Genomic DNA, 12565 nt, shown 5'->3' on the forward strand with positions numbered 1-12565 from the left:
GCTGCGCCCCGACTGCGCCGGGGGGGGGGGGGGCGGCGGGGCGGCGGCCCCCCCCCCGTCCCCGGCGCCGGGGGCCACGGCCGGGCGGGACGCCGCCGGCTGCGGTGCGGTGGTGGCGGGCCGGACGGCGGGCTGCGGCCCGACGGCGGGCTGCTGCGCGGTCTGCGGCCCCACCGGCTGGGGTGCCTGCTGCTGCGGCGCCTTCTGCAGGGGCGTCTGCGGGCGGACGGCCGGCTGCTGGCCCGTCTGCGGCGGCACCGGCGGGCGCTGGCCCGTCCGGGCCTCGGGACGGTCGCCGAGGTCGGGGAGCTGCTCGAGCACCCGGCGGGCCTCGGCGAGCCGGCCGGTCAGCTCGTCCCGCACCGCGCGGATGGCCGCCGCGGCCGCCTCGGCCTCGCTCACCACCTGCGCGGCGTGCTTCTCGGCCGCGGCGATCCGCTGGCGGGCCGCCTCCGTCGAGGCGCGGTCCCGGTCCTGCTCCAGCTGCGCGGACTCCTGCCGGCGCGCCCGCTGGGCGATCTCGAAGTCCTCCTCGACCTTCGCCCGCCTGGCCTGCGACTCGGCGTCGAGCCGGGCCACCTTCTCCTGCGCCTTGCCGACCAGCTCGTCGGCGCGGATCTGGGCCTTGGTGGCGATCTGCTCGGCGTTGTGCCGGGCCTCGGAGATCATGCGCTCGACCTCGGCGCGGCCGGCCGCGTGCCGCTCGTGCATCGCCCGCTCCTCGGCGGCGGTCTGCTCGCGCAGCGCCAGCGCCTCGGCCTCGGCGGCCTGCCGGATGTCGGCGGCCTCCTCCTCGGCGAGCCGGAGCATGTGCGAGATGCGCTCGCTCATGTTCTCGAAGGTCGCCGGCCCGGCGTTCGCGGCCTTGCGACGCAGCGCGTCGATCTCCGCGTGCATCGCCGAGAGCTGACCGGCGAGGTCGGCCGAGCGCGCCACGGCCGCGTCGCGGTCGGCGAGGGCGACGCGCATGTCGGCCTCGAGCCGCTCGATCGTCTCGGCCACCTGGTGGCGGTCGTAGCCCCGGAGCGTGACGTCGAACGAGTGCTGGGCCTCGCGCATCGGCAGCAGGTCGCGGCGGGGATCGGTCATGCGGTCATCCTCGCAGAGTCGGCAGCGGGGGGTGGGCGTGTTGCCGGGGACTCCCCGCAGGGTGCCAGTCCGGCCGGTGGACACGCCACGTCCCCGCCAGGATGCGCCCTGGTGGCGCGGAGACCGCCGGGCCGGGCCTGCGAGGTCGGCCCGGCGGCGTGGTCACACGCCCCGGAAGCGGTTGATCGCGGAGAGGTGCTTCTCCCGCTTCTCGGTGTCCTTCACGCCGAGGCCCCCGGCGGGGGCGAGGGTCAGCACGCCGACCTTGCCCTGGTGGGCGTTGTTCTTCACGTCGCAGGCGGCCTGGCCGACCTCGGCCATCGGATAGACCTTGGACAGGGTCGGGTGGATCAGGCCGCGGTCGATGAGCCGGTTGGCCTCCCACGCCTCCTTGTAGTTGGCGAAGTGCGACCCGACGATCCGCTTGAGGTTCATCCACAGGTAGCGGTTGTCGTAGGTGTGCAGATAGCCGCTGGTGGAGGCGCAGGTGACGATGGTGCCGCCCTTCTTGGCCACGTAGACGCTGGCTCCGAAGGTCTCCCGGCCCGGGTGCTCGAAGACGATGTCGACGTCGTCGCCGCCGGTCAGCTCGCGGATCCGCTTGCCGAACCGCTGCCACTCCCGCGGGTCCTGGGTGGCCTCGTCCTTCCAGAACCGGTAGCCCTCCGCGGAGCGGTCGATGACCAGCTCGGCGCCCATCGAGTGCACGATCGCGGCCTTCTCCGGGCTGGAGACCACGCAGACCGGGATCGCGCCGCCGTTGAGCGCCATCTGGGTGGCGTAGGAGCCCAGCCCGCCCGAGGCGCCCCAGATCAGCACCACGTCGCCCTGCTTCATGTTCGCGCCGTTGGGGGAGACCAGCTGCCGGTAGGCGGTGGAGTTGACCAGACCGGGGGCGGCGGCCTCCTCCCAGGTCAGGTGCGCCGGCTTGGGCATCAGCTGGTTGGACTTGACCAGGGCCAGCTCGGCCAGGCCGCCGAAGTTGGTCTCGAAGCCCCAGATCCGCTGCTGCGGGTCCAGCATCGTGTCGTCGTGCCCGGCCGGGTCCTCCAGCTCGACCGACAGGCAGTGCGCGACCACCTCGTCGCCCGGCGACCACCGGTGCACCCCGGGCCCCACCCGCAGCACGACGCCGGCCAGGTCGGAGCCGACCACGTGGTAGGGCAGGTCGTGCCGGCGGGCCAGGTCGTGCAGCTTTCCGTAGCGCTCGAGGAACCCGAAGGTCGACACCGGCTCGAAGATCGACGTCCAGACGGTGTTGTAGTTCACCGACGACGCCATCACCGCCACGATCGCCTCACCCGGGCCCAGCTCCGGGGTGGCCACCTCCTCCACGTGCAGCGACTTGCGCGGGTCCTTCTCCTGGGTGGGCAGGCCCTCGAACATCGTCTGCTCGTCCTTGCGCACCAGCACGGCGCGGTAGGACTCCGGCACCGGCAGCCCGGCCACGGCGTCCAGCTCGTCGGCGAGGATGGCGTCCCTGATCTCGAACACGTGCGTCTCCCGGGTCTTCGTCGGCTGCGGTCGGGGGCGGCGCGGGCGGGGGTGTGCCAGCAGTGCGGCGGCGCAGACGTTACCGGCCAGTAGTGAGGGTGGCAGCCCTGCGTCCGGAGACGCTCAGTGGACCTCGGGCGCCGGCTCGACGAGCTCGACGAGCACCCCGCCGGCGTCCTTGGGGTGGACGAAGTTGATCCGGCTGCCGGCCGTGCCGCGCCTCGGGGTGTCGTAGAGCAGGCGCAGGCCGCGCTCGCGCAGCGTCGTGCTCGCCTCGTCGACGTCGTCCACCCGGAAGGCCAGCTGCTGCAGGCCCGGGCCGGACCGGCCGATGAACTTGGCGATCGTGGAGTCGGGGGTCAGCGGGGCGAGCAGCTGGATCCGCGTGTCGCCGTCTCCGACGGACAGCATCGCCTCGTGCACGCCCTGCTCCTCGTTCACCTCCTCGTGCACCGAGGTGATCCCGAAGGCCAACTCGTAGAAGGCGATCGCCTCGCGCAGGTCGGGCACGGCGATGCCGACGTGGTCGATGGTGGTGAACAGGTCGGCGGGGAGGCCCGCGTCCGGTGTCGTCACGCGAGCATCCTCCCGAAGAGACGTCTGAGACGACACCTCCGTGTGACGGGAGTCACGTCCCGCGTCGAGGCGGCCGCCGGGCCCTCCCGCCGTCCTATCCTGGGCCGAAGCCGATGCCGCGCCGTCCGCGCGGCCTGCTCTGGAGACACCGGCCGGTCGGCCGGTGGTGGAGGTCCCCATGTCCCGTTCCGTCATCGTGAGCGGCGCCCGCACGCCGATGGGCCGGCTGCTCGGTTCGCTCAAGGACTTCTCGGCCGCCGACCTCGGCGGCGTCGCGATCAAGGCCGCGCTGGAACGGGCCGGCATCGCCGGCGACCAGGTCGACTACGTGATCATGGGGCAGGTGCTGCAGGCCGGGGCCGGGCAGAACCCGGCCCGCCCCGCCGCGGTGGCCGCCGGCATCCCGATGTCGGTGCCGTCCCTGACGATCAACAAGGTCTGCCTGTCCGGCCTGGACGCGATCGCGCTGGCCGACCAGCTGATCCGCGCCGGGGAGTTCGAGATCGTCGTCGCCGGCGGCATGGAGTCCATGAGCTCCGCGCCGCACCTGCTGGCCAACTCGCGCACCGGCACCAAGTACGGCGACACGAAGCTGATCGACTCGATGGCCCACGACGGGCTGTCGGACACCTTCGACCAGGTGGCGATGGGTGTGCTCACCGAGCAGTCCAACGGCCGCTACGACCTGACCCGCGCCGAGCAGGACGCCTTCGCCGCCGCCTCCCACCAGCGCGCCGCGGCCGCCGCGAAGAACGGCCTGTTCGACGACGAGGTCACCCCGGTGCTCATCCCACAGCGGAAGGGCGACCCGATCGAGTTCCGCGAGGACGAGGGGGTGCGCGCCGACACCACCGCCGACAGCCTGTCGAAGCTCAAGCCCGCCTTCGCGAAGGACGGCACGATCACCGCCGGGTCGGCGTCGCAGATCTCCGACGGCGCCTGCGCGGTGGTGGTGATGTCCGCGGCCAAGGCCGCCGAGCTGGGGCTGACCCCGCTGGCCGAGATCGGCGCGCACGGCGTGGTCGCCGGCCCCGACGCCACGCTGCAGAGCCAACCGTCGCGGGCCATCGCCAAGGCCTGCGCCCGGGAGGGCATCGACCCGAAGGACCTGGACCTGGTCGAGCTGAACGAGGCCTTCGCCGCGGTCGGCATCGTCTCCACCCGCGAGCTGGGCATCGACCCGGAGAAGGTCAACCCCAACGGCGGCGCGATCGCCCTGGGCCACCCGATCGGCATGAGCGGCGCGCGGATCGTGCTGCACCTGGCCCTCGAGCTCGGCCGTCGCGGCGGCGGCGTCGGCGCGGCCGCCCTGTGCGGCGGTGGCGGGCAGGGCGACGCGCTCGTCCTGCACGTGCCCGCCCGGGCGTGACCGGGTCGGGCCCCGACCCGACAGCGGCACCGGCCGCCCGCCGCGGACGGCGGGCGGTCGACGTCCCCGGCCTCGTCGCCCGCGCCCGGGACGGCGAGGCCCACGCGGTGGCGCGGCTGATCTCGCTGGTGGAGGACGCCAGCCCGGCGGTGCGCGAGGTCGCCGCCGCGCTGGCCCCGCACACCGGCTCGGCGGAGGTCGTCGGCATCACCGGTGCACCCGGCGTCGGGAAGTCGACGACGACGACCGCGCTGGTGCACGCGCTGCGGCGGGCCGGCAAGCGGGTCGGCGTGCTCGCCGTCGACCCGTCGTCCCCCTTCTCCGGCGGCGCGCTGCTCGGGGACCGGGTCCGGATGCAAGACCACGCCGGCGACCCCGGCGTGTACATCCGGTCGATGTCCTCCCGCGGGCACCTGGGCGGGTTGGCCTGGGCGACGCCGCAGGCGCTGCGCGTGCTCGACGGGGCCGGGTGCGACGTCGTGCTCGTCGAGACCGTCGGCGTCGGTCAGTCGGAGCTGGAGATCGCCTCGCTGGCCGACACCACGCTGGTGCTGCTGGCGCCGGGGATGGGCGACGGGATCCAGGCGGCCAAGGCCGGGATCCTCGAGGTGGCCGACGTCCTGGTGGTCAACAAGGCCGACCGGGACGGCGCCGACCGCACGGTGCGCGAGCTGCGCGCGGTGCTGTCCCTGGGCGAGCGGGCCGACGGCGCCTGGCGGCCGCCGGTCTGCCGGACGGTGGCCGTGCGCGAGGTCGACAACGGGATCGACGCGGTCGTGGACGCGATCGCCGGTCACCGCCGCTGGCTGGACTCCTCGGGTGAGGGGCACCGCCGGCGGGCCGGGCGCGCGGCCCGGGAGATCGAGGCGATCGCGCTGGCCGGGCTGCGGGAACGGATGGGCGTCGTCGGCGGCTCGGCGGCCCTGGGCGCGCTGGCCGAGCAGGTGCTCGCCGGGCGGACCGACCCCTTCCGCGCCGCCGACGTGCTCCTCGCGCAGTTGTGATCGCCTGAGGGCACGATGGCGGGGTGAACGGGAAGCCGGACGCCGTCGTCGTCGGAGCCGGGCCGAACGGCCTGGCCGCGGCCCTGCGGCTGGCCGCCGCCGGGCTCCGCGTGCAGGTCGTGGAGGCCGCGGAGCGCCCGGGCGGCGGGATGCGCACCGAGGAGCTGATGCGGCCGGGCTATTGGCACGACGTCTGCTCGATCGTGCAGCCCATGGCCGCCGCCGCACCGTTCTTCCGCGAGTTCGACCTGGCCGCGCGCGGGGTCCGGCTGGTCCACCCCGAGGTCAGCTACGCGCACCCGCTGGACGGCGGGGGAGCGGCGGTCGCCCACCGCTCGCTGGAGGAGACCGCGGCCGGTCTCGGGCCCGACGGGCCGGCCTACCGGCGGCTGTTCGAGCCCCTGGTCGCGCACGGCACCGACGTCGTCGACTTCTTCCTCACCAGCCAGCTGCGGCGGCTGCCCACCCGCAGCGTCGGGGCGATCACCAGGTTCGGCCTCAACGGGCTGCCCAACGTGCGGTGGCTGGCGCACCGGTACTTCGACACCGAGGAGGCCCGGGCGCTGCTGGGCGGGGCGGCCGCGCACGGCATGCTCGACCTCAGCCAGCCGCTGACCTCCGCGCTCGGGATGCTGCTGACCATGCTCGGGCACCACGTCGGCTGGCCGCTGGTCGAGGGCGGGTCGCAGAAGCTGGCCGACGCGATGGTCACCGCCCTGGAGCAGCAGGGCGGCGAGGTGGTCACCGGTCACCTCGTCACCGACCTGCGCGAGTTCGACGGGGTGCCGGCCGTACTGCTGGACACGACGCCGGAGGCCTTCGTGGGCATGGCCGGCGACCGCGTGCACGAGGGCTACCGCCGGTGGGTGCGGCGCTACAAGCACGGTGCCGGCGTCTTCAAGGTCGACTGGATCCTGTCCGAGCCGGTGCCCTGGACCAACCCCGACGTGCGCCGGGCCGGCACGATCCACATCGCCGGCACGCTCGACGAGACGATCGCCGGTGAGCGGGCGCCGAACCAGGGGCGGCTGACCGACCGCCCGTACGTCCTCGCCGTCCAGCCGACGGTGCCCGACCCCACTCGCGCCCCCGAGGGCGGGCACGTCTTCTGGGCCTACGTGCACGTGCCGCACGGTGCCGACGTCGACATGACCGAGGCCATCGAGAACCAGGTGGAGCGCTTCGCACCCGGGTTCAAGGACACCGTGGTGGAGCGGGTCACCAAGGACGCCGTCGCGATGGAGAAGTGGAACCCGAGCTACCTCGGCGGCGACATCTCCAACGGGCAGGCGACGCTGCGCCAGATGCTGGCCCGGCCGGTGCCGCGCTGGAACACCTACAAGACGCCGGTGCCGGGGGTCTTCCTCGCCTCGTCGGCGACACCCCCGGGGCCCGCCGTCCACGGCGCCTGCGGGGACAACGCGGCGCGGGTGGCCCTCCGCGAGGTGTTCGGCGTGCGGCACGCGCCACCCCTGCGCCCCGCCCCGCCCGCCTGACCTCCGCTCGACTCGCGGTGGTGGCGCGTGAGTTCCACGTCAGGGGGGCTTCCCCAGCGCGGAGACCGCAGTCAGGCGGATGTCGGTGTGGTCAGGAGGACGTGCGCCCGCGCGACCACCTCGTCCGGCCGGTGGAGATCCGCGGCGGTCACGAAGACCACCCGCCGGCCGGCGGCGGTGAGTCGGTTCAGGCGGCGTCGGTCCTTGCCGACCTGCTGGGGATCGCCGTGCCAGGTGCCGTCGTACTCCACGGCGATACGCGACGGGACGGGGGAGCCGGGAACGGTGCAGCAGGAGCCGCAGCCGGGTCTCCCGAGGCGGCTCCGCGAGGCCGTCGGCGGGGACAGCGCCGTGCGGACGAGGCGGCAGTCCCGCCCGGTCGATCTGCGGCCGGCCTCGCGGGCGTCGGCGAGGGACACCCGCTCCAGCTGGAGGAACTGGTCCACCGCCACAACGGCCTCGTCCGGTGGCCGGAGGGCGGCGAGGTCGAGAACCGTCCGCAGGGGGCCGGTCACGGTGAGGCCCTTCCACGGGATGACGTCGTCGGCCGCCAGGTGCCGACGTCGCAGTCGCACGCCGGCCACGACCCCGTGGTGCGCCCCGGGAGGAACGGTGCAGTCGACGGCGTCGTCGGGCCCGGCCACGTCGGCACCCCACCAGCACGCCGCGCTCCGTCCGCTGGCCACGGCCCCCGGGAACAGGAGGCGGACGACGGCCACCGTCCGCACCCGGTGCGTGAGTTCCACGGTCGAACAGGCGTAGACGTCCGGGAACAGCCGCTGCCAGGCCGAACTGCGCACTTGGCCGGGGGTCAGCCACCCCGCGCGCAGCACGGCCGAGGCACGGAAGACCCGCCGAGCAGTTCGGGCGGTCGGGTCGGCGACGGACGCACGAGGGCGACCGTGCCGGAGATCGTCCTGCCTCCGCTCCAGCTGTCCACAGGCGCGGTCGAGATCCGCACCAGGGCGGGGTCAAGGGAGCGGTCGGAGCCGTGAGGTGGATCTCGGAGCGGGTGGAGGGCGGGGCCGTAGCCTCGGAGGCATGGTCCGACCGCTGGGGTTGCCCTTCGATCCCATCGAGCGCGCCGGGGAGACGTGGGAGCAGCGCTTCGGCCCGGCGGCGACGATGCGCGCCGCGACGTCGGTCTTCCGGGTGCAGCAGATCCTGCTCGCCCGCTTCGACGAGGCGCTGCGGCCGCACGCGCTGACCTTCGCCCGCTACGAGGTGCTGGTGCTGCTCACCTTCAGCCGCACCGGCGAGCTGCCGCTCAAGGTGATCGGCAGCCGGCTGATGGTCCACCCCACGAGCGTGACCAACGCGATCGACCGGCTGGTCGCGGCCGGCTACGTCGACCGCCGGCCCAACCCCGCCGACGGCCGCGGCGTGCTGGCCGGGATCACCGAGGTCGGCCGGGCGGTCGTCACCGAGGCGACGGCGGCCCTCACCGACCTGCACTTCGGGCTGGGCGACGTCCCGGAGGCCGAACTGGAGACGCTGTTCGAGATCCTCAAGCGGGTCCGGCTGGGCGCGGGCGACGTCGCCGAGGTCGAGCCCGCGCTGCCCTGAGCACCCTGCGACGTCGCCTCCGCGACGGTGGGATGATCGAGGTCATGCAGCCCTCCCGTCCCGGACGCCCCGACCCGCGCGCACAGGCCCAGCAGGCGCAGCTGGCCGCATCCCTCGCCGGCGCGGTCGATCTCGCCGCCGTCAAGGCCCGATCCGAGGCCGCGGCACGGGCCCAGGCCGCTCCCGCTCCCGCGGCCGCGGCCCCGGCCGGTGCTCCCGACGGCGCGGTCCCGGGCGTGGTCGTGGACGTCACCGAGGAGACCTTCCAGACCGAGGTGCTCGACCGCTCCTTCCAGGTGCCGGTGGTCCTGGACCTGTGGGCCGAGTGGTGCGGGCCGTGCAAGCAGCTGTCCCCGGTGCTCGAGCGGCTGGCCGCGGAGGGCGGCGGCTCCTGGGTGCTGGCCAAGGTCGACGTCGACGCCAACCCGGCGCTCGCCCAGGGGCTGCGCGTGCAGGGCATCCCGGCGGTCAAGGCGGTCTGGCAGGGCCAGCTGGTCGCCGAGTTCACCGGGGCCATCCCCGAGGACCAGGCCCGGCAGTTCGTCGGCGAGCTGGTCCGGGCCACCACCGGCGGTGCCGTCCCGGGCGCCGCGGAGGGCGAGGAGGACGAGGTCGACGACCCGCGGCTGGACGCCGCCGAGGCCGCGCTCGAGCGCGGTGACCTCGCCGCCGCCGAGGCCGCCTACCAGGCGATCGTCGACGCCGAGCCCGACCACCCGGTGGCCGGTCTCGCCCTGCGGCAGGTGCAGCTGTTCCGCCGGGCCGACGAGGCCGGCCCCGACGCGCTGGCGCGTGCCGACGCCGCCCCCGACGACATCCCCGCGCAGACCCGCGCCGCCGACTTCCTGCTGGGCACCGGGGACGTGGAAGGGGCCTTCGCCCGCCTGCTCGACGTCGTCCGGCGCACCGCGGGCGAGGACCGCGACCTGGCGCGCCGGCACCTCGTGGAGCTCTTCGGCGTCGTCGGCGACCAGGACCCGCGGGTCGGCAAGGCCCGGCGCGACCTCACCATCGCGCTGTACTGACCGGACCTCGCCCGGGGAGCCCTCAGACGCCGACGTCGCAGGCGGCGGCCCCCTGCAGGAACCCGTTGCGGAACAGGTCGACCAGCTGGAAGCCCGACAGCTGCACCTCGCCGAGGACCCGCGGGTCGTTGCCGTACTCCAGCAGGAACCGCACGCTCTCGTCGAGGTCGCCGGGGGAGATCTGCACGGTGCGCAGCGCGCGGTTGTAGACCTGCGCGCCGTACCAGCCGGTGAGGCAGACCGCCGAGCGCACCGCCGCGTCGTCGTCGGTGGACAGGCCCAGCTGGTCGCGCGCGGCCAGCGCGTAGGGGATCGAGACGGCGGTGGGGAAGGCGAAGTCGCCCAGCTCCTCGTGCGCCGGGCGGGTGAGGTCCTGCTCGTCGAACGCGACCACGCCGCTGTCCCCGCCGCCGTCGCCGGGCGGGCAGTAGACGAGGTCGGCGTCCTCCGCGGCCGCGCAGGCGGGGGCGTCCCCGGCGAATGCGGTCAGCTCGGGGGCGGTGAACTCGCCGTCGAGCACGTCGGTGAACGCCCGGTCCCAGAACTCCGGCAGTGACTCCTCCACCAGCCGCTCGACCAGCCCGTACGCGGAGTTGCCGCCGCTGAGGAAGTCGTCGTCGGAGGTGAACTCGCCCTGGGTGAAGACGCGGTCGGGCCCGAACCGGTCGCGGCAGGCCGTCGGGCCGTCGTCGAAGCCCTCCTGGAAGGCCGACACCCGGTCGAAGTAGGAGCCGTGCGCCTGGTCCTCGGCCCGGCTGGTGCCGACGGGGTCGCGCAGCAGCAGGTAGCCCCGCAGCAGCTGGTCGAGCTCCGGTCCGCGGATCGTCGTGTGCGCGGCCTCGCCGGCCTCGACCCACGCCGTCCACGCCCCGGCCAGGCAGTCGGCCTGCGTCTCGGTCGCGATGGACGTCCGGGGTGCGCCCACCCGCGCCTGGACGGCGTGCCCGAACTCGTGCGCCATCACCAGGGCGGGGATGAAGCGGCCGTAGCCACCGGCCAGCTCCTCGAGGTAGGAGCGGTCGTAGCTGATCGAGTCGGAGTTCGGCGTCTGCGGGGCCGAGCAGTAGAACGCGTTGTTCTCGACCTCGCGGGGGTCGGCGCCGCAGCCGACGCCCTGCGGGTAGACGGCGGGGTCGACGTCGGCCGGGTCGACGCTGAAGTAGCCGCCCCGGGGCGGGTCGAACCGGGAGCCGTGCACCTCGGGGAACTGCTCGGCCCAGTAGTCCTCGAGATCGGCGAGGGCGTTGCGCGCCAGGACGTCGATCGGCCCGTCCACCGCGCCGACGATGGCCACCCGGCCCGGGGTGGCGTCGTCCGGCGGCGGGTCCGCGGCCCGCGGCCGGCCCAGGACGACGACGGAGCAGCCGGACACCACGACCAGCGCGACCGCGGCGAGCAGGGCCCCGGCGACCCGGAGCAGACGACGACCAGGCATGGCCCGGGGATCGTCCCACCGCCGCGGCGCCCTCGCTGGGGGAGCGGGCGCTACGGGGTCAGAACCCCAGGTCGCAGGCGGTGCCGCCCTGGAGGAAGCCGCTCCGGAAGGCGCCCACCAGCTCGAAGCCGCTGGCCTCGACGTTGGGCAGCACGCTGTCGGTCCGCCCGTAGGCGAGCAGGAACAGGATCGCCTCGTCGACGTCTCCAGGGGAGAGCTCCGTCGTGTCACTGAAGTCGCCGCTGAAGAAGCGGGCGGTGTACCAGCCGGTCAGGCAGACCGTGGAGACGGTGGCGGCGCTGTCGTCGATGGAGAGCCCCAGCTGGGAGCGCGCCGCCTGGGCGTAGGGGAGGGACACGGCGGTGGCGACGGCGAAGTCGCCCAGCTCCTCGTAGGCCGGCACCAGCAGGTCGGTCTCGTCGGCGTAGACGGTGGAGTCCGACTCGCAGAAGCCCAGGTCGCGGTCCTCGCTGCCCAGGTCGCCGCAGTCCGGCGCCGTGCCGTCGAAGCCCTCGATGGCCGGCGCCTCGAAGGCCTCGCCCGCCACCTGCGGGAACCAGGAGTCGTAGAACAGCGGCAGCGAGGAGCCGACGATCTCCCCGATCTCCTCGTAGTCCGCGTTGCCCTCGTTGGCCGCCTCCCGGCCGGGCTCGAACGCCGCCGCGGTGAAGATCCGGTCGGGGCCGAACTCGTCGCGGCAGGTGCCGACGCCACCGGTGTAGCCGGCGAAGAAGCCCGAGACCCGGTCGAAGCCGGAGCCGTGCGCGCCCTCGACGGTCTCGTCGGTGAGGCCGACCGGGTCGCGCAGCTCGATGAACCCGACGAGCACGGCGTCGAGGTCGCTCTCCCGGAGTGCGACGTGCTCGGCGTTGCCGTCGACGACCCAGCGGGTGAACGCGCCGGCGAAGCAGTCGGCCTGGGTCTCGTCGCGGATGGTCACCTCGCTGAACCCGAACCGGCCCTGCATGGCGTGGCCGAACTCGTGGGCCATGACCGCCGGGCCGAGGAACGGGCCGTGCTGCTCGCCGAGGTCCTCCAGCAGCGAGCTGTCGTAGACGATGACGTCGCAGAACTCCTGGTAGAACGCGTTGCTCTCGACCTCGATCGGGTCGATCGGCAGGCCGGGGCAGCCGACGCCGGTCGGCGGGTACAGGCTCTCGTCGACGTTGTCGGCGTCGACCGAGAAGTAGCCGCCCTGCAGCGGGGTGAGGTCCCCGCCGTAGAACTCCGGGTAGGCCTGACCCCAGAAGGTGTTGAGGTCGGCCAGCGCGTTGCGGGCCCGGCGGTCCACGTCGCTGTCGGTGGCCCCCGTGATCGGGAACTCCTCGGCGGACACGTCGGTCACGGGGTCGGCCGCCGACGCGATGCCGGAGACCAGGGTGGAGCAACCGGTGAGCAGCAGCAGACTGCCCACCGCGGCCGCGGTCGTCGCGTGGCGCAGGACGTGCCTCATCGAGCCGGGTTCCCTCGCGTCGGGGTGGTGCCGCCGCGACGGGGCGGCAGGCGGAGCC

General features: G+C 74.5%; 11 protein-coding genes. 5 read left to right on the forward strand and 6 right to left on the reverse strand.

Annotated elements, in window-relative coordinates; genetic code table 11:
* The 3 genes from MY526_RS22780 to mce all read right to left on the reverse strand — a co-directional run.
* On the reverse strand, positions 1 to 1089 hold a 1089-nt coding region (locus MY526_RS22780; protein ID WP_436705147.1), incomplete at its 3' end, for a hypothetical protein.
* A gap of 162 nt (positions 1090 to 1251) precedes the next feature.
* Positions 1252 to 2583, reverse strand: coding sequence for a crotonyl-CoA carboxylase/reductase (gene ccrA / locus MY526_RS22785; RefSeq protein ID WP_436695139.1), 1332 nt, complete (start codon positions 2581 to 2583; stop codon positions 1252 to 1254).
* Positions 2584 to 2706: 123 nt separating this feature from the next.
* The gene (gene mce, locus MY526_RS22790) at positions 2707 to 3159 is read right to left on the reverse strand and encodes a methylmalonyl-CoA epimerase (RefSeq protein ID WP_436705148.1); all 453 of its coding nucleotides are present in this window, start codon (positions 3157 to 3159) and stop codon (positions 2707 to 2709) included.
* A 178-nt stretch (positions 3160 to 3337) separates the two neighbouring features.
* Here mce and MY526_RS22795 point away from each other — a divergent pair, with 178 nt between their 5' ends.
* From MY526_RS22795 to MY526_RS22805, 3 genes are read left to right on the forward strand one after another with little or no spacing between them, the layout of a single operon-like run.
* Positions 3338 to 4528 carry an acetyl-CoA C-acetyltransferase gene (locus MY526_RS22795; RefSeq protein ID WP_436705149.1) on the forward strand — a complete coding sequence of 397 codons (1191 nt, stop codon included), beginning with the start codon at positions 3338 to 3340 and terminating at the stop codon, positions 4526 to 4528.
* Positions 4525 to 5532 carry a methylmalonyl Co-A mutase-associated GTPase MeaB gene (gene meaB, locus MY526_RS22800; protein WP_436695145.1) on the forward strand — a complete coding sequence of 336 codons (1008 nt, stop codon included), beginning with the start codon at positions 4525 to 4527 and terminating at the stop codon, positions 5530 to 5532. Before MY526_RS22795 ends, meaB begins: the two co-directional genes overlap by 4 nt.
* Before the next feature lie 23 nt (positions 5533 to 5555).
* A complete protein-coding gene (locus MY526_RS22805) occupies positions 5556 to 7028 on the forward strand; it encodes a phytoene desaturase family protein (protein WP_436705150.1) in 1473 nt (490 codons plus the stop codon).
* A gap of 71 nt (positions 7029 to 7099) precedes the next feature.
* Here the strand turns inward: MY526_RS22805 and MY526_RS22810 are convergent, their stop codons facing one another.
* Positions 7100 to 7828, reverse strand: a complete 729-nt coding sequence (locus tag MY526_RS22810; protein WP_436705151.1) for a hypothetical protein — start codon at positions 7826 to 7828, stop codon at positions 7100 to 7102.
* 241 nt (positions 7829 to 8069) lie between these two features.
* Here MY526_RS22810 and MY526_RS22815 point away from each other — a divergent pair, with 241 nt between their 5' ends.
* Both MY526_RS22815 and MY526_RS22820 read left to right on the forward strand, forming a co-directional pair.
* Entirely contained in the window at positions 8070 to 8594 is a 525-nt protein-coding gene (locus MY526_RS22815; protein WP_436695151.1) for a MarR family winged helix-turn-helix transcriptional regulator, read from the forward strand.
* 44 nt (positions 8595 to 8638) lie between these two features.
* A complete protein-coding gene (locus MY526_RS22820) occupies positions 8639 to 9619 on the forward strand; it encodes a tetratricopeptide repeat protein (protein ID WP_436695153.1) in 981 nt (326 codons plus the stop codon).
* A 22-nt stretch (positions 9620 to 9641) separates the two neighbouring features.
* Here the strand turns inward: MY526_RS22820 and MY526_RS22825 are convergent, their stop codons facing one another.
* Positions 9642 to 11054 (reverse strand): neutral zinc metallopeptidase, encoded by a 1413-nt coding sequence (locus MY526_RS22825; RefSeq protein WP_436695155.1) that lies wholly within the window; start codon positions 11052 to 11054, stop codon positions 9642 to 9644.
* A 58-nt stretch (positions 11055 to 11112) separates the two neighbouring features.
* Positions 11113 to 12507, reverse strand: a complete 1395-nt coding sequence (locus MY526_RS22830) for a neutral zinc metallopeptidase (RefSeq protein WP_436695157.1) — start codon at positions 12505 to 12507, stop codon at positions 11113 to 11115.
* Positions 12508 to 12565 lie beyond the last annotated feature (58 nt).

The organism is Geodermatophilus sp. CPCC 205761 (assembly GCF_051383655.1).
GTDB lineage: Bacteria > Actinomycetota > Actinomycetes > Mycobacteriales > Geodermatophilaceae > Geodermatophilus.